17 protein-coding genes are annotated in these 19,396 nt (G+C 71.5%); 8 read left to right on the top strand and 9 right to left on the bottom strand.

Annotated features, from left to right (window positions below; translation table 11 throughout):
- Genes Vgi01_RS04905 through Vgi01_RS04890 form a run of 4 tightly spaced genes read left to right on the top strand, consistent with a single transcriptional unit; the run spans nucleotide 1 to nucleotide 4,273 of the window.
- Nucleotides 1–1,941, top strand: a complete 1,941-nt coding sequence (locus Vgi01_RS04905) for an MFS transporter (RefSeq protein WP_204290419.1) — start codon at nucleotides 1–3, stop codon at nucleotides 1,939–1,941.
- Nucleotides 1,938–2,495 carry a hypothetical protein gene (locus Vgi01_RS04900; RefSeq protein ID WP_204290274.1) on the top strand — a complete coding sequence of 186 codons (558 nt, stop codon included), beginning with the start codon at nucleotides 1,938–1,940 and terminating at the stop codon, nucleotides 2,493–2,495. Before Vgi01_RS04905 ends, Vgi01_RS04900 begins: the two co-directional genes overlap by 4 nt.
- Nucleotides 2,492–3,661: a M23 family metallopeptidase gene (locus Vgi01_RS04895; RefSeq protein ID WP_204290273.1), complete on the top strand. Its 1,170-nt coding sequence runs from the start codon at nucleotides 2,492–2,494 to the stop codon at nucleotides 3,659–3,661. The genes Vgi01_RS04900 and Vgi01_RS04895 overlap by 4 nt, the downstream gene beginning before the upstream one ends.
- 12 nt (nucleotides 3,662–3,673) lie before the next feature.
- The gene (locus Vgi01_RS04890) at nucleotides 3,674–4,273 is read left to right on the top strand and encodes a hypothetical protein (protein WP_204290272.1); all 600 of its coding nucleotides are present in this window, start codon (nucleotides 3,674–3,676) and stop codon (nucleotides 4,271–4,273) included.
- 4 nt (nucleotides 4,274–4,277) lie between these two features.
- Here Vgi01_RS04890 and Vgi01_RS04885 read toward each other — a convergent pair whose 3' ends face one another.
- Nucleotides 4,278–4,838: a hypothetical protein gene (locus tag Vgi01_RS04885; RefSeq protein WP_204290418.1), complete on the bottom strand. Its 561-nt coding sequence runs from the start codon at nucleotides 4,836–4,838 to the stop codon at nucleotides 4,278–4,280.
- 200 nt (nucleotides 4,839–5,038) lie between these two features.
- Here Vgi01_RS04885 and Vgi01_RS04880 point away from each other — a divergent pair, with 200 nt between their 5' ends.
- Complete coding sequence (locus tag Vgi01_RS04880) at nucleotides 5,039–7,594, top strand: FtsK/SpoIIIE domain-containing protein (protein WP_204290417.1); 2,556 nt, start codon at nucleotides 5,039–5,041, stop codon at nucleotides 7,592–7,594.
- The gene (locus tag Vgi01_RS04875; protein WP_204290271.1) at nucleotides 7,591–8,307 is read left to right on the top strand and encodes a hypothetical protein; all 717 of its coding nucleotides are present in this window, start codon (nucleotides 7,591–7,593) and stop codon (nucleotides 8,305–8,307) included. The genes Vgi01_RS04880 and Vgi01_RS04875 overlap by 4 nt, the downstream gene beginning before the upstream one ends.
- An 86-nt stretch (nucleotides 8,308–8,393) precedes the next feature.
- Here Vgi01_RS04875 and folE read toward each other — a convergent pair whose 3' ends face one another.
- From folE to Vgi01_RS31095, 4 genes are all read right to left on the bottom strand, one after another.
- A complete protein-coding gene (gene folE / locus Vgi01_RS04870; protein ID WP_102655991.1) occupies nucleotides 8,394–9,053 on the bottom strand; it encodes a GTP cyclohydrolase I FolE in 660 nt (219 codons plus the stop codon).
- A gap of 38 nt (nucleotides 9,054–9,091) precedes the next feature.
- Entirely contained in the window at nucleotides 9,092–11,107 is a 2,016-nt protein-coding gene (gene ftsH, locus Vgi01_RS04865; RefSeq protein WP_204290270.1) for an ATP-dependent zinc metalloprotease FtsH, read from the bottom strand.
- A gap of 318 nt (nucleotides 11,108–11,425) precedes the next feature.
- Nucleotides 11,426–12,001, bottom strand: coding sequence for a hypoxanthine phosphoribosyltransferase (hpt, locus tag Vgi01_RS04860; RefSeq protein ID WP_013736289.1), 576 nt, complete (start codon nucleotides 11,999–12,001; stop codon nucleotides 11,426–11,428).
- A gap of 114 nt (nucleotides 12,002–12,115) precedes the next feature.
- Entirely contained in the window at nucleotides 12,116–12,238 is a 123-nt protein-coding gene (locus tag Vgi01_RS31095; protein ID WP_275409867.1) for a hypothetical protein, read from the bottom strand.
- A 151-nt stretch (nucleotides 12,239–12,389) separates the two neighbouring features.
- Here Vgi01_RS31095 and Vgi01_RS04855 point away from each other — a divergent pair, with 151 nt between their 5' ends.
- Nucleotides 12,390–13,352, top strand: a complete 963-nt coding sequence (locus Vgi01_RS04855) for a GlxA family transcriptional regulator (protein ID WP_204290269.1) — start codon at nucleotides 12,390–12,392, stop codon at nucleotides 13,350–13,352.
- A 2-nt stretch (nucleotides 13,353–13,354) separates the two neighbouring features.
- Here Vgi01_RS04855 and tilS read toward each other — a convergent pair whose 3' ends face one another.
- The 3 genes from tilS to dacB are packed head-to-tail and all read right to left on the bottom strand — an operon-like array spanning nucleotide 13,355 to nucleotide 16,972.
- Nucleotides 13,355–14,344 carry a tRNA lysidine(34) synthetase TilS gene (gene tilS, locus Vgi01_RS04850; protein ID WP_204290268.1) on the bottom strand — a complete coding sequence of 330 codons (990 nt, stop codon included), beginning with the start codon at nucleotides 14,342–14,344 and terminating at the stop codon, nucleotides 13,355–13,357.
- Between the two features lie 10 nt (nucleotides 14,345–14,354).
- A complete protein-coding gene (locus Vgi01_RS04845; RefSeq protein WP_102656030.1) occupies nucleotides 14,355–15,422 on the bottom strand; it encodes an Rv3626c family coenzyme F420 biosynthesis-associated protein in 1,068 nt (355 codons plus the stop codon).
- Between the two features lie 56 nt (nucleotides 15,423–15,478).
- A complete protein-coding gene (dacB, locus tag Vgi01_RS04840) occupies nucleotides 15,479–16,972 on the bottom strand; it encodes a D-alanyl-D-alanine carboxypeptidase/D-alanyl-D-alanine endopeptidase (RefSeq protein ID WP_239088817.1) in 1,494 nt (497 codons plus the stop codon).
- Between the two features lie 413 nt (nucleotides 16,973–17,385).
- On the opposite strand from dacB, the gene Vgi01_RS04835 reads away from it, so the two are divergent.
- Nucleotides 17,386–17,892: an inorganic diphosphatase gene (locus Vgi01_RS04835; protein WP_013736295.1), complete on the top strand. Its 507-nt coding sequence runs from the start codon at nucleotides 17,386–17,388 to the stop codon at nucleotides 17,890–17,892.
- Nucleotides 17,893–17,919: 27 nt separating this feature from the next.
- Here the strand turns inward: Vgi01_RS04835 and eccD are convergent, their stop codons facing one another.
- Nucleotides 17,920–19,317 (bottom strand): type VII secretion integral membrane protein EccD, encoded by a 1,398-nt coding sequence (eccD, locus tag Vgi01_RS04830; protein ID WP_204290267.1) that lies wholly within the window; start codon nucleotides 19,315–19,317, stop codon nucleotides 17,920–17,922.
- Between the last annotated feature and the right edge of the window lie 79 nt (nucleotides 19,318–19,396).

Below are 19,396 nucleotides of genomic sequence, written 5' to 3'. Positions count from 1 at the left end.
ATGGCGAGGGCCCGGGCACGGATCACGGCGCTCCTCCTGGCGATCGGCGTACTCGCCGGTGCCACGATCAGCTGGCCAGGGCTCACCGCCACACCCGCGTACGCCGGCCCGGTCGCCTACCAGGCCCCTGCCAACCTGTGCACCACCGAGGAATGGCAAGCCGACTTCCGCGCCTGCGTCGCCAAGCTCCAGCAGGTCGCGGAGAGCGAAGCGACCTGTCTGAACCCACCGACACCGACGGCCCCGGACTCCGGCATTGCCGGCTGGTTCGCGTCCCGGCCCGAGGCCTCCAAGCTCGCCGGCCCCAAGGGCTACTACAGCGACTACGGATACGCCGGCTACAGCTACACCACCTACAAGATCGAGACTGGCTGCGCGACCACGCTGCTGCACCCGGACTACAAGTTCACAAACACCATCGCCAACGGGGAATTCATGATCGCCACCGCGATCATCGGCGCCTCGAACGCGTTACGGGAACGCGCCTGGGACCCGGGGACGATGTGGGGCTGGGCGGATCCGCTTGTGGACCAGGCCACGAAGGCGATCTACCAGAAGGTGTTCAGCGTCTTCGGCATCATCACGCTCTGCGTGGTCGGCCTCTACCTGCTCTGGCGCTCCCGCCAGTCGGACATGAGCAGCGCGATGACTACCGCGGGATGGGCGCTCGTGGTGATGGTGGCGGTCACGGCGCTGGCTGCCTGGCCGGTCAAGTCCGCGAACCTGGCCGACGGTGCGCTCATCTCCACCCTCGGCGTCGTACACGACGCCGTCGGACCGGCATCCAAGGACACACCTCCGGACAAATGTGATGACCCGGATCCGGCGGCCTGCAAGGACAACCGCCCCCCTGCGGTGCGGGCGAGCGACACCGCCACGGAGGGCATGCTCTACCGGAACTGGCTGCGCGGCGTGCTCGGCTCGGCCGACAGCGAGACCGCCCGCAAGTACGGCGCGGCGCTTTACGATGCGAAGTCGCTGTCGTGGGACGAGGCGGAGAAAATTCGGGCCAACCCCCGGACCCGCGAAGCCACCATCAACGCGAAGAAGCAGCAGTGGATGACGGTGGCAGCGCAGATCGAGCGAGAGGACCCGGAGGCGTACGAGTACCTGCAAGGTGTTCGAGACATGGACCGGGTCGGCGCGGGCTTCATCGCGGTGCTGGCCGCGCTGCTCTTCGCGATGTTCGACCTGACCGCCTCGCTGCTCGTCCTGCTCGGCTTCCTGATCTTCCGGTGGGCGGTGATCGCCGCACCGATCCTGGGCACCATCGGCCTGCTCCGACCGGCCAGCGCCGGTCTGCGCCGGCTGGGCAACGCGGTGGTGGCCGCTCTCTTCAACATCGCGATCTTCGGAACCGGTGCGGCGATCTACCTTTTCGCGGTGGACCTCATCATGAGCACGCCCACCCTGCCCGGCTGGCTCCAGGTGGTGCTGGTCTGGCTGTGCGGTGTGGTGGGTTGGCTGCTGTTGCGCCCGTATCGGCGGATCACCCAGCTCGGCGGCAAGGACAGCAGCGAGGCGGTCAGCTCGGCCGGCTCCTGGCATCGGCGGTTCTTCCGCGACATGCGTACGGCGGCCCGACTTGATGTCGCCGAGCCGGGCGGCACCACCGAGCCCGCCGTGGGGCGGCGCCGCACCGTGGTGGTGGAACAGCCGAAGGTGCGGCCGGAAGCGCGCCCGGACCCGGTTCCGAGCGGTGCACCTTCCGCCGCTGAACGTTCGGAAAGCCGCGGAGCCAGCGACGACCGAGGCAGGAACGAGGAACAGCCGCGTCCCGAGAAGCAGCCGGTCGCACCCCGGCCCAGGCGTCGGCAGCCCGCCGCATGGACCGAGCCGGACGTACCCGAGGAGAACCCGTCCTTCGCCATCTACCGTCCGGGCTCGGCTGAACGGACACCCGAGAAGCCAGCACCCCGAATCCGCTCCGAGGCTCGGTGACCGCAGTGCGGCGGGTCATCGAATTCCTGGTCACTCGGCTGCTGCGCTCCCGACTCGGGGTCGCCCTCGGCATTGCCGTACTGGTGCTCGGCGTGGTCGGTGCGGCCCGGCTGGTCGCCGGCCCTGCCGACCCGACGACCGGTTTGAGCAACCGGCCGTCCGAGCCGATCACCACGGTGCATCCGACCGCCGGTGACGACGGTGCGATCTCGACCACCACCACTCCGACCCCGGTGACCAGCCCTGGCGAGGCGAAACCGGAACAGGTCGCGAAACGTTTCGTGGCGGCCTGGCTCGGCGGATCGGGCCTGACCGCCGAGGACTGGCACGAGGGCCTCCGTCCGCTCTCCACCGCCACCCTGATGGACAAGCTCGCTGGTGCCGATCCGGCCGGCGTTCCGGCTGGTGAGGTGACTGAGGAAGTGACCATCCGGCCGCGGAGCGAGACCTTCGTGGAGGCGCTGATCGCGCTCGACAGCGGACGCCTCCGACTCGAACTGGTAGCGCCGCAGGGGCGGTGGCTGGTGGACGCCGTGGACTGGGAGCGGTCATGACCGATGCGAATCCTTCCCGCCGCCGACCGGTGCGGATCGGCGCGTTGGCCGCCGCACTCACCGCGACGCTGGCGTTCCTGTGCTGCACCGGGGGTGCCGGTGCCTTCTTCCTGACCGAGTTGGGCGGCGACGCGGCCGAACAGATCACGCCGGCGAGCCTGGAATGCACCGGAGACTTCACGGTCGAAGTGACCGGCAAGATGCCCCGGATCCCGCAGTACGGGGAACGCCAACTCCGCAACGCCGCAGTGATCATCAAGGTCGGCCAGGACATGAAGGTGCCGGCCCGTGGCTGGGTGATCGCGGTGGCGACCGCCATGCAGGAGTCCCGGCTGCTCAACCTGGCCAACCGCACGGTCGCCGAGTCCCAGGACATCCCGCACGAGGGTATCGGCGCCGACCACGACTCGGTGGGGCTGTTCCAGCAACGCGCGTCGTGGGGCACCGTCGCGCAGCGGATGAATCCCGAGTACGCCTCTCGGAAGTTCTACGAGAAGCTGGTGGACCTGCCCGACTGGCAGAAGCTCCCGCTCACCGTGGCCGCCCAACGCGTGCAGATCAGCGCCTTTCCCGACGCGTACGCCAAGCACGAGGAGCTCGCCGCCCGGATCGTGGACGCATTGGCCGGTGGCGCGGCCCGGACCGCCCTGATCGCCGGGCAGGAGGTGTGTGACGCGGCCGCGTCGGGTGAAATCGCCGCCTCCGGCTGGACCGCACCGATTCCGGGTGGCGTCGGCTCCGGTTTCCGCACGGCGAGCCGGCCCGGTCACAACGGGGTGGACATCGCCGCACCGAAGGGCACCCTCATCCGGGTCGCGGCCACCGGTCGGGTCCTGGTCTCCCGCTGCGATCCGGACTGGCGAGGCAGGCTCAGCTGCGACGTGGACGGTTGGCCGAACAAGGGTGGCTGCGGTTGGTTCGTCGACGTCCTGCACGCCCAGGGCATCGTCACCCGCTACTGCCACATGGTGAGTCGTCCCCGGGTCGCCGCAGGGGAGACCGTGGAGGCTGGTCAGGTGATCGGCGAGGTGGGCAGCAGCGGCAACTCGTCCGGTCCGCACCTGCACTTCGAGGTGCACACGGATGGCGACCGCAGCAGCCGCAGCGCCATCGACCCGGTGCCGTTCATGCGGTCGAAGGGTGCTCCGCTCAAGGGCGCGGAGTAGCCTTTCTCCGTCATGACCGAGCCACTACCGGACCCGTTCGCCGATCAGCCGGACTGGGCACCGCAACCGCCCCGGCCCGTGGAGATCGTTCCGGCTGCCGGCCGAGTGGACCTACGCGGACAACGGGTGCTGGTCGGGCTGCCCGGCCTCGGTTGGCGAGGTGACCTGCGGGCCGACGAGAAGGTGGTGCAGAACAGCCGCACCTACGTGCCCGTCATACCCGAACACGAGTGGTATCGCGCCGAGTCCGACCAGGTGGAGGTCTTCGCTCCGCTGGTGCCCATCGAACGGGTCTGGGTCGAGACGCTCGGCTCAGCGGCCAGTACGCCGACAGTGGATGGCGGGGGCCTGCGGCTCGTCTCGCTGGATGCACCGGCACACCGGCCGCCGACACCGGTCTTCGAGGCGGACTCGGTGGTCGGTCGTCGGGTGGTGCACATGGTCGGCGGCGTTGAGCAGCGCGACCTGCGCGCGGTCACCGAGACCTACTCGGGTGCCGAGGGCGACATCTGCGTACGGGTCGCGCCGGAGATGGAGTGGTACCGCTGGGCCTGGCGCGGCCAGCCACCAACCACGTTGGAGGTTCCCGTGCACCTGTTGTGGGTGGAGTGAGTTCTCAGACCAAGCGCCCGCTGCAGACACGCCATCCAGCGGCCGTGTCGCTGACCGCGAATGCCCACTCTTCCCGTCTACTGCTTCGCGAGATGCCGTCGGAAGAGCTTGAGATCGTCAGAGTGGTCGTCACCAACTGCTGCCCCGCTGTGTCCGACTGAAACAGGGTTCCCCAGCTGACTCTCACGACAACACCAAAGTTCGCCTCTCGCTGAAGAATTTCATCTCGCAGTTGATGGATGGCCGAGAGATCGGACGCACCTTCGCATGTGAAGAGGTCGGCCCGGACATCATTTCGGTCGACCAAGAACGCGCGCAAATAGTTGTCCACCGCGACGTCGGGCGCGCTGCGGTCGGGGGTGGTGGCGCGGTCGTAGACGAGGTAGCCGACGACGCCGCCGCCCAGACACATCGCCGCGAGCACCCCGGCGACCACCGCCAGCACCGTACGGACCCGCCGACGCGGTCGCTGTGGTGCTGGCGCGATGGTAGGCGGTGCCAGCTCCTCTGGCGGGGTCCGTTGCGCCGGTACGCGGGAGACCTGGGAACCGGCGGGGGGCGGCACTGATTCCACTCCCTGAGGCTATCGGCTGGAGGCTGTGGACCCAATGCCCCAGATTCAGCAGATCGTGACGGACCCCTGCCGACCGGTGAGATTCACGACAACACCGGCGCAGCACCGGCACGCGTCCCAGAGGTCCGGCGGTGGCTGGGATACCGTCGTCTCTGCTCGGCCGGGTGGGTGCCGACCTCGGGCGGGAGGAGGTGAACGCGGTGGGCGGTCCGAAGGTACGGGCCCTACGTGCCGCCGCGTTGCACCGTCGGGCCGCCGCGACGGTCGCGGCCGCGGCCACCAGTCTTGACGACACACGCCCAGCCCCAGCGGACCAGCGCCGCCAGTACGCCCTGGCCGAACGGTTGCGTACCGCTGCCGCCGTACTCGCACCGGGCTGGGCGGGCAACCCACTGGACGGCATCGAGTCGACGACCCGTGCCGGGGAAGCTCCGCCGCCCTTCGTCCGGGTCGGCACTGCCGCGCCGTTGGACGATGCCCGCTTCCCCGCCCTGGTTCCGCTGCTCGGCACCGGCCACCTGACGGTGGACACCGACGCGCAGGACCCACGGGTGGCCTGCATGTTGCGGGGGTTGATGCTGCGGCTGGTGGCCGCGACACCGGCCGGGACGCTGCTGGTACGGGCGGTGGATCCGACCGGTGACGTGCTGGCGCCGTTCGGGGCGCTCGGTGACGCCGGGCTGCTGTCGCCGCCGGCCCGGGATGTCGCAGGGCTGCGTGCCCTGCTCGACGAGGCGGAGCGGTGGGTGACGCCGGGCTCTACCGGGCCACGCCGACATGACCGGTTGCTGCTGCTGGTGCTCGCCGGGCTACCCGAGCCCACCGGAAACGACGAGTTGGCCCGGATCGAGTCCCTGGCCGAGCAGGGGCCGGCCGCCGGGTTGCACCTGGTGGTGGCGGGGTGGCCGACTGTGGACCAGGCTCCGCTGCCCCGGGCCACGGCACTGGCGATGCGCACCGGGTACGCGTTGCTGGGCGACGCGCCCGGCGCCGCCTTCGCCGCAGCCGGCTCCGACGGCGGGTTGAACTCGCCGGTGTTCGTCGAGCCGGACCCACCGGCCGGGCTGGTGGAGGAGGTGTGTCGGCGGCTCGCCGCGCAGGTCGAGGCCGGCACCCGGCTGTCCCTGGCGAGCCTGCTGCCCTCGGGTGAGGACGAGGTGTGGCAGGCGGACGCGACCGAGGGGATGAGCACCACGGTCGGTGACGCCGGTGGCCGGGCGGTGTCGCTCGGCTTCACCGAGTTGACGCCACACTGGCTGGTCAGTGGCCGGTCACGGGCCTGCCGGTCGACGTTTCTGACCACCGCGCTGCTCGGTCTCACCGCCCGGTACGGCCCGGACGAGTTGTCGTTGTACCTGGCCGATCTCGGCGAGGGCGAGTCGTTCGCGGAGTTCCTCCAGACCGAGCGCGACAGGTCCTGGGTTCCGCAGGTGCGGGCGGCGGCGATGGCTGCCGATCGGGAGTACCTGCTCGACCTGTTCGACCAGCTGACTGCCGAGGTCCAGCGACGGGCCGAGGCTTCCGCCCGCGCGGGCGGGCAGCGGTTCGCGGAGTTGCGCCAGCATCAGCGGCTGCCCCGCATCGTGTGCGTGGTGGACAATCTGCCCCTGCTGTTCGCCGAACGGGATCGGCTGACCGTCGACGCCGCCGCCCGGCTGGACACCTTGACCAGGACCGGTCGGTTGCACGGCGTGCACCTGGTCCTCGCCGGTGAGGCCGATCTGGGCCTGGGCGTACGCACCGAGGGCGGGCAGCGTGATTCGCTGCTCGGCCAGTTCCCGGTCCGGGTGGCGTTGCCCGGGGGCGGAGCGGTGCTGGAGCCGACGAACGATTCGGCGGCCGGGCTCCCGGCGGGCAGCGCGGTCGTCAACACCGCCGGTGGTCTGGGTGGGCCACGGGGTGCGATCCGCGGACACGAGCGGATGATCCGGTTCCCTGATCCGCAGGACGAACCGGAGGTAGTGGAGGGGCTACGGCACCGGCTCTGGTCGGCCCGTACGGAGGGTGCCGTCCCGCCGGTGGTCTTCGCCGGCTACGCCCGTCCGCAGTTGGGCAATGATCCTCGCTACCGGTCGGCCCTTGCCGGACGGTCGTTGGCGCCGGCGGCGCTGTTGGGGCGGGCGGTGGATGTCGCGCGGACCACGGCGGCGGTGCCGTTCGGGCCGGCCGCCGGTCGGAACCTCGCGGTGCTTGGTCCTCGACCCGACGGCAGCCGGCTGCTCTCCGTGGCCGCCCGCAGCACCGCAGCTCACCATCCGCCGGGAACGGCGCGCTTCGTGATCGCCGTACCGGATGTCGAGGCTCGGCCTTTGGCCGACGCGCTGGCCACTGAGTTGGCCGCGAGGCATCCGGTCGAGACGGTCGACCTGGCCGGGTTGGTGGCCGTGCTGGACGCCGGGGCGCCGGCCTACCTGGTGGTGTTCGGGCTGGACGTGGCGCCGGCGGAGGACCTGCCGCCGGCTCGACTGCGGATGGTGCTGCGCGAGGGGCCGCCGGCCGGGCAGCATCTGCTGGGCTGGTGGCGTACGGTGCCGTCGTTCGCGGCGCTGATCGCTGCCGAGGAGACGGTCGACAAGCTGACCGCCGTGGCGGTGGCGGGTGTGCCGGGTGCTCAGCTCACGCCGGTCTTCGGCCGGCCGGTGGAGTGGCGGCCGCGCCCCGATCGGGTGGTGCTCTGGGACGGCCCGGATGAGCAGGGGGTCGTGCTGGTGCCGTACGACGTGCCGGAGGGCGGGAAGCAGGCATGACGATCAGCCAGGCGGGGACCACGCCCGTGCGTCCCGGTCGACAGCGGACGGCCGCCGCACCGACGTCCGAGGAGTCGCTGCCGACGGCGTGGGCGGACTATCTGGCCGCCGCCCGCCAACTCGACGGGGTACGCCGCGACGCGGCGACCGCCGCGAGCGAGCAGGCGCGCACGGTCCAGGCGGCCCGGGACGAGCTGGTCACGGTACGCACCCGCTTGGCTGCCCAGGAGGCCCGGCTGTGTGAGCTGGGCGTACCGCCGATCTCGCTGGCACCGACTCCGCCGGAACTGTCGGAGGCGACCCGGTCGATGTCCGGTGGCCCGGCGGCGGTGCTCGCCTCGTTGCGGGAGGCCCGGCGGTGGGCGTACGGGGTCGACGACATCCTCGCCGCGCGTGGCCTGTCGCGGGTGGCGCACTTGTCGCCTCGCCCGCGCAACCTGCTGGTGTACGGCCCGCTGGGGCTGCTGGTTCCGTTGCTGCTGATCGCGATCTACCTGGCCGCCGGCACCGGTCCGGTGACCATCCTGGCTCTGGTGGTGGGGCTGCCCGGCCCGGCGGTCGCCTTCGGGGCGGGGTGGCTGGCGGTGGGGCGGCTGTTCCCGTCGCGGCCCGGGGAGCGGGTCGACCGGACTCCCCGGTTCGGTGCCCTGGCCTGCCTGATTCCGGCGGTGGTCGCCACCGCCGGAATCGTCCTGGCCATGCTGGCCACCTGACCGGCCGCCACCGCCCACAGAGCAGCGTCGGCCCATCATCGGCGAAGGCCAGTCAGCGTAGAAGGCCAGTCAGCGAAGGAGACCGGTCAGCGGGGGTGGATGAGCGCCATCGCCTCGGCACGGGACTTGGCGTCCCGTTGCAGGGTGCCACGCACCGCCGAGGTGATCGTCTTGGCGCCGGACTTCTGGATGCCGCGCATGGCCATGCACATGTGCTCGCATTCCAGGACGACCACCACCCCGCGCGGCGCGAGTCGGTCCATCAGCAGGTCCGCGATCTGCGAGGTGAGCCGTTCCTGCACCTGCGGGCGACGGGCGTACACCTCGACCAGCCGGGCCAGCTTGGACAGGCCGGTGATCCGCCCGTCCGGGCCGGGGATGTAGCCGATGTGGGCGCTGCCCCGGAACGGCAGGAGGTGGTGCTCGCAGAGGCTCATCACGTCGATGTCCCGGACCAGCACGAGTTCCTCGTGGTTGGCCTCGAAGGTGGTGGTGAGCACCGTGGCCGGGTCGACCCGCAGGCCGGCGAAGAGTTCGGCGTAGGCGCGGGCCACCCGGGCCGGGGTCTGCTGGAGCCCGTCCCGGTCGGGGTTCTCGCCGACCGCGATGAGGATCTCGCGGACCGCCTTTTCGATGCGGGCGAGGTCGATGATCTCCTCGACCGGTCGGCCGGTCAGCCGGCCGTTGACCAGCCGTGCGGCGATGTAGTCGAGGGTGTCGTCGGGTTCGGTTGAGGAGGCGGCCAGCCCCCGCTGCGGGGGGCTGGCCGCTGGGTCGTTGGTGCTCAGTGCGTGCCGTCCGAGTTGTTGGAGTTCGGGCTACCGACGGTGGCCTGCGCCCCGTCGGCCTCGGCCTGCACCTTGAGCGCCTCCTTCTCGGCCGGGGTGAGTACCGGCGGCTCCGTGGAGGGCTGACGCTTGCCGAAGCCGTTGTACGGCGCCATCGGCGGCCGCTTGACCACGCGGGCGCAGATCCGGGCCATGTCGGCGGTGGAGAGGGTTTCCTTCTCCATCAGCTCGAGGACGATGTTGTCCAGCACGTCCCGGTACTCGACCAGGATCTCCCAGGCCTCGTCGTGGGCCAGTTCGATGAGTGCCCGCATCTCGCCGTCGATCTCGGCGGCGACGGCGTCGGAGTAGTCCCGCTCGTGGCCCATGTTGCGGCCGAGGAACGGCTCGTCGCCGCTGGTGCCGTACTTGATCGCACCGAGCTTGGAGCTCATGCCGTACTGGGTGATCATCGCGCGGGCCAACGCGGTGGCCTTCTCGATGTCGTTGCCGGCACCCGTGGTGGGCTCGTGGAAGACGAGTTCCTCGGCGGCCCGCCCGCCCAGCGCGTACGCCAGGGTGTCGATCATCTCGGCGCGGGTCTGGGTGTACTTGTCCTCCGTGGGCAGCACCAGGGTGTGGCCCAGGGAGCGACCACGCGACAGGATCGTCACCTTGTGCACCGGCGCGGCGTGCGGCAGCGCCCAGGCGACAAGCGCGTGCCCACCCTCGTGGTACGCGGTGATCTTCTTTTCCTGGTCGCTCATCACCCGGGTACGACGCTGCGGGCCGGCGATGACCCGGTCGATCGACTCCTCGAGCGACTCGTTGCTGATCGCCCGCTGGTCCTTCCGCGCGGTCAGCAGGGCCGCCTCGTTGATCACGTTGGCCAGGTCGGCGCCGCTGAAGCCCGGCGTCCGCTTGGCCACCGAGTCGAGGTCGACGTCCGGCGTGAACGGCTTGCCCTTGGCGTGCACCCGCAGGATGGCCTTGCGACCCTCCATGTCGGGGGCGTCGACCGGGATCTGCCGGTCGAACCGGCCCGGGCGCAGCAGCGCCGGGTCGAGGATGTCCGGCCGGTTGGTCGCGGCGATCAGGATGACGCCGCCCTTGACGTCGAAGCCGTCCATCTCGACGAGCAGCTGGTTGAGGGTCTGCTCGCGCTCGTCGTGGCCACCGCCCATGCCGGCGCCACGGTGCCGACCGACGGCGTCGATCTCGTCGACGAAGACGATCGCCGGGGCGTTCGCCTTGGCCTGCTCGAACAGGTCGCGGACCCGGCTGGCACCGACACCGACGAACATCTCCACGAAGTCGGAACCGGAGATCGAGTAGAACGGCACCCCGGCCTCACCGGCGACCGCCCGGGCGAGCAGCGTCTTACCGGTACCGGGCGGGCCGAACAGCAGTACGCCCTTCGGGATCTTCGCGCCGAGCGCCTGGTACTTGCCCGGGTTCTGGAGGAAGTCCTTGATCTCGTGCAGTTCCTCGACGGCTTCCTCGGCCCCGGCCACGTCGGCGAAGGTGGTCTTCGGCGTGTCCTTGGTGATCATCTTCGCCTTGGACTTGCCGAAGTTGAGCACCCGGGAGCCGCCGCCCTGCATCTGCGACATGAAGAACAGCAGCAGCAGCACGAGCAGCACGATGGGCAGCAGGTTGACAAGCAGGCTGACCCAGATGCTGTCGGACGACACCTCGGTGTCGGCCGGCCCGGTGACCCGGTTGTTGGCCTTGGCGTCGAGGACCTGGTTCCAGACCTCGTTGCCGACCTCGTACGGGAACTGGGCCTCGATCAGCTTGGTTTTGGTCTTGCCGAACTCGGCCTCCTGGGCCAGCTCGAGTTGGATCGTCTGTTCCTTGTCCTGGAACACGACCTTCTCGATGCCACCCTTGTTGAGCTGGTCGAGCGCGACTGAGGTGTCCACCCGGTGGTAGCTGGGACCAGAGGTGAACAACTGACTGAGCACAACGGCGCCGAGGATGACCAGGATGACCCAGAACACCGGTCGGCGGAAGAAACGCGTACGTTCCATGCTTTTGTCGAGCGCCGAGACGCCCGCATCCTCCTGATCGACGTCCTGACCGACTGTTGGGTGTCGCCGCCGGGGCGGCTGCCGTAGCCGCCGTGCGGGCCGGCCTCGACCCCGGGGCGCGAAATTGCCGCGCCACGGTCATTCGACGGTACACCGTGCGAGACGGATGTGAGCTGGCGAGCCCAGCACTTACGCGCACGGCGAACCGGGAGTCGACCGGCATGGTGGGGAGCGGAGTCCCCACCACCGTGCTCCACGGTAGCCAAATCACCTGAAAGCCCGCTGTATGTCAGACGGGGCGATTCGGCCGGTGCGGGGTCAGCTGCGGGCGTACACCTCGGGCTTGAGGACGCCGACGTACGGCAACTCGCGGTACCGCTCACCGAAGTCGAGACCGTACCCGACGACGAACTCGGTCGGGATGTCGAAGCCGACGTACTTGACCGGCACCGTCACCTTTACCGCGTCCGGCTTGCGGAACAGGGCGACCACCTCGACGCTGGCCGCCGACCGGGACTCCAGGTAGCGCAGCAGCCAGGAGAGGGTCAGCCCGGAGTCGACGATGTCCTCCACCACGACGACGTGCCGGCCGGCGATGTCCCGGTCCAGGTCCTTGAGGATGCGCACCACGCCGGAGGAGGTGGTGCCCTGCCCGTACGAGGAGATGGCCATGAAGTCCAACTCCGCGGGCGGACCCTGGCGGCCCAGGGCCCGGGCGAAGTCGGCCATGAACATGACCGCCCCCTTGAGCACACAGACGAGCAGCAGCCCGTCGGTGACGTGGGCGTAGTCCGCGGAGACCTGCTTGGCCAGTTCCGCGGTCTTCTCGCGAATCTGCGCCTCGGAAATGATCACGTGGTCGATGTCGGCGTCGTACCAGGAGCCGTCAGCCATGCCACTAGCCTGCCGTACGCCCTGGGTGGGTCGTCGGCGGGGCCGCCCCTTTCGTGGGACGACCCCGGGCGATTTTTGCGACGAAGCTGACCAATCACCTCAGTGGGGACCGGATCACCACCGGCGACCAGCGTCGGAGGGCTTCCAGTCGGCCGAGTCCCTGCTGTCGGCGGTCAGGCCGGCGGCCGAGGCGGAGGTGAGGACGACGAGGAGGAACAGCACGAAAAGGAACTCCATGGCGGCGCTCGCTTTCACAGTGTTTCTGGTGTTTTGTCGCCGCCGGTGCGCACCGACTGATACGAGTCTGCGCTTCGCGCCCCCGCACGAACAGTGGCAGGAATGCCACTGACCCTCGATTTCCCGCCACTGCTGCGGTTACCCTCGTCACATGCTTCACTCGGTGGCCGTACTGGTGCTTGATGGCGTCGCGCCGTTCGAGCTCGGCGTACTGGCCGAGGTGTTCGGCACCGACCGCACCGCCGACGGCCTGCCCGGCTACCGCTTCGACGTGTGCAGCCCGCAGGGCGCGACAGTGCGTACCTCGGCCGGTTTTCAGTTGGTGCCCAACGCCGACCTCGGCCCGATCGAGCAGGCGGACCTGGTGGCGGTTCCCGCACACCACGGCGACACCGCCGCGCACCCCGAGGTGCGTGCGGCGCTGCGCCGAGCCGCCGACCGTGGGGCGTACCTGTTCAGCGTCTGCACCGGGGCGTACCTGCTGGGCGAGGCGGGGCTGCTGGACGGCCGGGAGTGCACGACCCACTGGCGGCACGTCGACGAGTTGCAACGCCGACAGCCCGAGGCGCGGGTCCGCTGCAACTCGCTCTACGTCCAGGACGGCCGGCTGCTCACCAGCGCGGGCACGGCCGCGGGCATCGACGCCTGCCTGCATCTGGTACGCCAGGAACACGGCTCGGCCGCCGCCACCCGGCTGGCCCGGCGGATGGTGGTACCCCCACACCGCGACGGCGGGCAGTCCCAGTACGTCGAGGCGCCGATCGCGAAGGTGCCGCAGGCCCCCACCCTGGAGCCGCTGCTGGAGTGGCTGATTCAGCGGCTGGACCGGCAGTTGACAGTCGACGAGCTGGCGGCCCGGGTCGGCATGGCACCGCGCACCTTCGCTCGCCGGTTCCGCTCCGAGACCGGCACCACCCCGCACGACTGGGTGACCAACCAGCGGATCCTGCTGGCCCGCCGCCTGCTGGAGGAGACCGGGCTGACCGTGGACGAGGTGGCCGACCGGACCGGTTTCGGTAACGCCGCCGCGCTACGCCACCACTTCACCCGCCGGGTCGGTGCCACCCCGAACGCCTACCGGGTCACCTTCCGCGACCGCGTCCCCGCCGGCTGACCTCAGTCGGGCGCGGGTAGCAGACGGTCGGCCTGGCGCACCACCCGTAGTCCGCCCGGCAGGTACGCCGCCCCCTGGCCCCGCCAGGCGGTGACCAGCGCGTCGAGCGCGGCGATGTGCCGGTGGGACAGCGCGGCCGGCGGTGAGCCCAGCTCGTGAGCCCAGACGCGCAGCACCCGGCCGCGTACCGCACCGGCCAGGTCGGCCAGGGACTTGGTCGCCAGCCCGCCGTCGGGGTGCCGCGCCGCGAGCAGCGCATCCTCGGCCAGTTCGTCAAGCACCGCGTTGTCGGCCGCCACCAGCCGGGCGGTCCGGGCGAGGTTGTCGACGACACCGGGGCCGAGCGTCCGGACCAGCGCCGGCAACAGCTGCGCCCGAACCCGGGATCGGGCGTACGCGGGGTCGAGGTTGTGCGGGTCCTGCCACGGCGTCAGGCGCAGCGCCGCACACGCCGCCCGGGTCTGCTCGCGGCTGATCTCCAGCAGTGGCCGTACCAGGGGCACCCCGCCCAGATCTCGGGTTACCGGCATCCCGGCCAGCCCACGCGGGCCGGCCCCCCGGGCCAGCGCGAGCAACACCGTCTCGGCCTGGTCGTCGCGGGTGTGCCCGGTGAGCAGGGCCGCAGCGCCATGCCGCCCGGCCGCCTCGACCAACGCCTGGTAGCGGGCCTCACGAGCCGCCGCCTCGGGCCCTCCGGGTCGGCCGGCCACCTCGACCCGGACCACCTCCACCGGCGACAGACCGGCCTGTTCCGCCCAGCGAGCCACCGCCTCGGCCCGCTCGGCCGACCCGGTCTGCAACCCGTGATCGACGGTCACCAGACCGGCCACCCGACCCGATCGGGGCGCGACGAACGCGGCGGCGGCGGCCAGTGCGAGCGAGTCGGCGCCGCCGGAGCAGGCGACCAGCACCGGACCGTCCGCCGGCAGTTCGGCAAGCGCCCGACGAACCGCGACCCGGATCGCGGCGACGGACGGGGAGATCGCGGCCATCGTCGCCGGCTCAGTCGGCGGGCGGCTTCGGCCCGACCGGGCCGTGTACCCGAGCCACCCAGGCGTCGGGTTCGCTCAACTCGCTCAGCCGGGGCAGGGTCAGTGGCGATTCGAAGATCCGGTTGAAACCGGCCATGCCGACCCGCTCGACCACCGCGTGCACGAACTTGCGGCCCTCGGCGTACTGCCGCATCTTGACGTCCATGCCGATCAACCGGCGGACGGTCTTCTCCACCGGGTTGCCGGCCTCCCGGCGCCGGTTGAAGCCGGCCCGGATGCGCTCGACGCTCGGGATCACCTGCGGGCCGACACCGTCCATCACGAACTCGGCGTGCCCCTCCAGCAGGGTCATCAGCGCGGTCAGCCGGTCCAGCACCGCCCGTTGCCCGGGCGTCTGCACGATGTCCAGCACGCTGGAGCGGCCCTGCGGGTTGCGCACCACGTCAGCCAGGGTGCCCATGCCGCGACGCAGCCGGTCGAGCAGATGCTCGCTGCCCTGCGCGGCATCCACGAACGCCTGCACCTCGCCGAGGAAATATCCCCGCATCCACGGCACCGCGGTGAACTGCGTACGGTGGGTCACCTCGTGCAGGCAGACCCAGAGCCGGAAGTCGCGGGGGTCCGCCTGAAGCTTGCGCTCCACCTCGACGATGTTCGGCGCGACCAGCAGCAACTGGCCCGGATCGGCCGAGAAGACCTCGTACTGGCCGAGCACCCGGCCGGAGAGGTACGCCAGCACGGTGCCCGCCTGCACCCCGGTCACCCGGGAGCCGACCGCCTCGGTCAACGCGCCGGGCTGCTTGTCCGAGGCCAACCGACCGACCAGCGGTGTGATCACCTCGCGCAGGCCGGCGACGTTTGTGGCGGCCCAGTCCCGCCGGTCGACCACCCGCACCGGCGGATGGGCCACCTGCGAGGTGAGCCCGGTGTAGTCGGCCACGTGCCCGGCCGCCTCGTCGGTCAACCGGCGCAGCTCGGCGACCACCTCGGTGGCCTCGTCGTACGACACCCGAGGGCCGGTCTTGCCCAGGGCCCCCGCGGTCGCAACGGCCAGATCCCAGTCCACGAACTGCGCCATGCCACCCACCGTACCCGCGCCGGCACGCCCGTCCACGCCCTCGACGGCGGTACGGGTCAGCGGCAGCCGCAGGTGGCCAGGGCGGCGGCGATCCGGTCGAGTGCCCCACGGGCCGGTTCCATCCCGTCGGCCGGGACCCGATCGGTGAGCACGGCGAAGGTCAGTGGTCGACCTTCGGCCGTCGTCACCACTCCCGCGATGGCGTGCACACCGGTCAACGTGCCGGTCTTGGCGCGGACCGTCCCGGCCCCGGCGGCGGTGCCGGGCACCGAGCCGTACCGGTCGCGCAGCGTGCCCGACCAGCCGCCGACCGGCAGCCCACCGAAGATGCCGCCCAGCTCGGGGTGGTCCGGGCTGGCCGCGAGGGCCAACGTCTCGGTCAGCAACGTGGGACTGATCAGGTTCCGCCGGGACAGGCCGCTGCCGTCGGCGAGGGCCAGGCCCTCGGTCGGCAGGCCCAGCTCGGACAGCACCTCGGTCATCGCCGAGGCGGCACCGGCGAACGAGGCCGGGCGGCCACGCGCCAGGGCGACCTGGCGGGCCAGCGCCTCGCCGATGATGTTGTCGCTGTCGCTGATCATGATGTCGACCAGCCGGATCAGTGGCGGCGACTGCACCACGCCGAGTTGCGCACCCGGGCCGGTGGCGCCGACCGGCGCACCGCTCGCTTCGGGCGCATCAGTCGCTTCCGTCGAGCCGGCCGGGGGTGCCGGCGCGGTGGCGCTGCGTACCTCGTTCTCCGGAACGCCGAGCAGCCGGGCGAACGTCCGCCCGGCGGTGAGGTCCGGCTGGCTGACCCGCTCGGCCCAGCCCTGGCCGGCCTTCGGATCCTTGCGGGCACCGTCGAGCATCAACGCGGTCATCTGCGCGCCGTATCCACCGGTGGGGATGTCGTCGTCCCAGCCCGGCTCCAACCGCGGCCCGGAGTAGAGCGAGGAGTCGACGACGACCCGGGTCGGCGCCATCCCACCCAGCGCGGTACGCACCTGCTCGGCGAGGTCCTTCAGGCTTGCGGCGCCGGGGTAGAAACCCTTGGCGCCCGCCGCCAGGGTGGGATCCCCGCCGCCGACGAGCACCACCTCGCCCGGTCGCGCGCCGGCCACGGCTGTGGTCGGGATCCGGTATCCCGGGCCGCGAGCGGTGAGCACGGTCACCGCGGTCAGCAGCTTCGTCACCGACGCCGGCACGGTGCCCGTACCGCCGCCCCGCTCGAACAACTGCTGGCCGGTCAGCGCGTCGGTCACCGACACGTGGACCCGACCGCCAAGCGCGGTGTCGGCGATCAGCGGGTCGAGCACGGCGCGCAGCCCGTCGGTGGCGGGCGTCGGCGCGCCGACGTCGGTGCCGGCCAGCACCGCTACCGGCGACGGTTCCGGCGGCTCGGCGCTCGGCGCGGCGGGGTCGTCGGCCAGCCAGCGTTCGACCGGACCGGGACGCACCACCACGAGGCCCACCACGGCCAGCACCAGGACCAGCACCGCGGCGAGCAGCACCGGCAACCGGCGGCGCGACGTCGGTCGGGGCTGCTCGGGAGGTACGCCGGACGGCACGCCCGGTCCGCCGCCGACACCGGGCGGCGGTGGGCTGGAAGCCCTGGTCGGGCCCGCCCCTGCGCCGACCGTCAGCGGCTCGGTCCGTTCCGCATCCCGCAGCGGTTCGCCGGTGGGGGGACCGGTCGGCGCGGCCGGTTGCGGCCGGAGGACCTGGGCCTCGGGCACCGGTACCCGCCCGGCTGCCGGTTTCGGGGGTGGTTGGCGGGAAACGCCGTCACCTGCGTCGTCGGGTCGATAGTGTGAATCTTCCCTCCCCACGACCCCCTCCTCCCCGCCCGGAACCGGCCTGGGTGACACTACTTCGGTCCGAAGACTATGCGGCGGCCGGAGTATGCGGGTGGGTATTCGCCTGTCCGGGGGTGCGGCCGCCGGTTCCGTCAAGCCAGCGTGGGCGAATGAGGAGCGTGCAGATGGATTTCGACGTCACGGTTGAGATCCCGAAAGGTCACCGCAACAAGTACGAGGTGGACCACGTGACCGGCCGGATCAGGCTGGACCGCACCCTCTTCACCTCCACGCAGTACCCGGCCGACTACGGCTTCATCGAGGGCACCCTGGGCGAGGACGGCGACCCGCTGGACGCGCTCGTGCTGGTCCCCGAACCGACCTTCCCGGGCTGCCTGATCCGCTGCCGCACCATCGGCATGTTCCGGATGACCGACGAAAAGGGTGGCGACGACAAGGTCCTCTGCGTGCCGTACGAGGACCCGCGGCAGGAGCACCTGCGCGACATCCACCACCTCGGCGAGTTCGACCGGCTGGAGATCCAGCACTTCTTCGAGGTGTACAAGGACCTGGAGCCGGGCAAGTCGGTCGAGGGCGCGACCTGGGTGGGGCGTACCGAGGCCGAGGCCGAGATCCAGGCGTCGTACCGGCGGGCCCGGGAGGCCGCCGAGCGCGGCGAATCCACGCACTGACGGACGTTTCGACAGCCCGGGGCCTGCTCAGCCGAGCAGGCCCCGGGCTCGTTCGTAGAGGCCGAGCACGGCGCAGGCGATCGGCACCACGGAGACCACCAGCGCGGTGTCGGTGAGGTCGGCGAGGCGACCGAGGTACGGCGAGACCGGCCGCCGGGCGTACGTGGTGCCGCCGGCCACGATCAGCAGGGCGACCAGCAGTCCACCGGCTGCCAGGAGCAGGTGACCCCGCTCCCCCGCCGCACCGGCCAGGTTCGCGCCGAGGAGCAGGTACCCGGCCAGCCCGGCGAGCACGGGTGGCATCCGGTGGCGTACCGCCACGAACAGCCGGGCCCGCAGCAGCAGCACCGCCGAGGTCACCGCGACGAGCAACCGGCTCGCGGTGTCCGAGCCGCTGAGCACCAGCGCGGCGGCCACCGCCAGCAGGCCGTGCCCGATCAGCATCCCGGTCAGCATCTCCTCGGTGCGGGCCACCGCCGCGTACACCCGGCTGCGGTCGGGGAGGTCCCGGACCCGGTCCGCGTCGTCCGGCGAGCCGGTGGGCAGGGTGATCGGCGGCAACGGGACCTTGCCCAACCGGATGGCCAGCAGCGGGACGGCCCCGATCCCGAAGGCCAGCACGCAGAGCAGCACGGCCGCGGTGCCGGCCGGGTGAAGCCACAGGCCACCGACGGCGGCAGCGGCACCGACCGCGCCGACCACCACGCCGGCCACGAAGATCCGTAACCGGGTGGCCACCCCGAGCAACCCGAGCACCGAGGCCAGCAGCAACGCCACCGAGGCGGCCAGCAGTTCCGCAGCGCCGATCCAGCGCAGCGGACCGAAGGGGCCGACCGGGTCACCGGAGCCGACGGCGAGCGCACCGGCGGCTGCGGCGTACGGCAGCGCGTACCCACCGAGGGTGGCCCCGGCCGGGCCGTCTCCCTGCGCCCGGGACAGCACCGTGCCCGCCAACACGAGCAGTGTCGCCATCAGGGCCGCCGCGAACCAGCCGATCGGATGCTCCGGACCGCCGGCCAGAAGGGCGAGCAGGCCGACGGCGAGCGGGACCGCCGCCCCGCCCAGTGCGGCGGCCCGGGTGGCTCGGGGCGACCAGGCACCACCACGACGACGGGCACCGTCGGCGATCGCCTCGACCACGTCGTCGTAGTCAAGTTCGGGCCACTGCACGCTGGCCGGCACCAGGTGCAGCATCTCCCCGTCGCGGACGCCCTGGGCGAGCAGCGCCTGCCCGGCCGTCAGCGCGGTGCCGTCGGCCCGTCGCAGCAGCCAGCCGCCGTGGCGCTCCCCGTCGTCCGCCAGCCCTTCGCCCGCGTGCCGGAGCACCTCCGGCAGCAGTTCGGCGAGCGGCACATGCTCCGGCAGGGCCACGTCGACCCGCCGCTGAGGCGTGCTGACGGTGATCCGGGTCAGCCCGACTGTCATCGACCGGCCTCCATGCTGAGTGGGGCGACGGCTGCGCGAACGGGAGCACTTTACCTACGATGAGCCAGCTTCGGGTCAC

It is taken from the genome of Micromonospora gifhornensis, assembly GCF_016863515.1.
GTDB lineage: Bacteria > Actinomycetota > Actinomycetes > Mycobacteriales > Micromonosporaceae > Micromonospora > Micromonospora gifhornensis.
Note: the sequence above shows the minus strand (reverse complement) of the source record. Positions and strands in the feature narration are given on the sequence as shown.

Bases quoted from the DNA above. Each gene is read 5' to 3' on its own strand.
- Vgi01_RS04905 (WP_204290419.1), top strand. From the start codon at position 1: ATGGCGAGGGCCCGGGCACGGATCACGGCGCTCCTCCTGGCGATCGGC.
- Vgi01_RS04895 (WP_204290273.1), top strand. From the start codon at position 2,492: ATGACCGATGCGAATCCTTCCCGCCGCCGACCGGTGCGGATCGGCGCG.
- Vgi01_RS04890 (WP_204290272.1), top strand. From the start codon at position 3,674: ATGACCGAGCCACTACCGGACCCGTTCGCCGATCAGCCGGACTGGGCA.
- Vgi01_RS04875 (WP_204290271.1), top strand. From the start codon at position 7,591: ATGACGATCAGCCAGGCGGGGACCACGCCCGTGCGTCCCGGTCGACAG.
- ftsH (WP_204290270.1), bottom strand. From the start codon at position 11,107: ATGGAACGTACGCGTTTCTTCCGCCGACCGGTGTTCTGGGTCATCCTG.
- hpt (WP_013736289.1), bottom strand. From the start codon at position 12,001: ATGGCTGACGGCTCCTGGTACGACGCCGACATCGACCACGTGATCATT.
- Vgi01_RS31095 (WP_275409867.1), bottom strand. From the start codon at position 12,238: ATGGAGTTCCTTTTCGTGCTGTTCCTCCTCGTCGTCCTCACCTCCGCC.
- Vgi01_RS04855 (WP_204290269.1), top strand. From the start codon at position 12,390: ATGCTTCACTCGGTGGCCGTACTGGTGCTTGATGGCGTCGCGCCGTTC.
- tilS (WP_204290268.1), bottom strand. From the start codon at position 14,344: ATGGCCGCGATCTCCCCGTCCGTCGCCGCGATCCGGGTCGCGGTTCGT.
- Vgi01_RS04845 (WP_102656030.1), bottom strand. From the start codon at position 15,422: ATGGCGCAGTTCGTGGACTGGGATCTGGCCGTTGCGACCGCGGGGGCC.
- Vgi01_RS04835 (WP_013736295.1), top strand. From the start codon at position 17,386: ATGGATTTCGACGTCACGGTTGAGATCCCGAAAGGTCACCGCAACAAG.
- eccD (WP_204290267.1), bottom strand. From the start codon at position 19,317: ATGACAGTCGGGCTGACCCGGATCACCGTCAGCACGCCTCAGCGGCGG.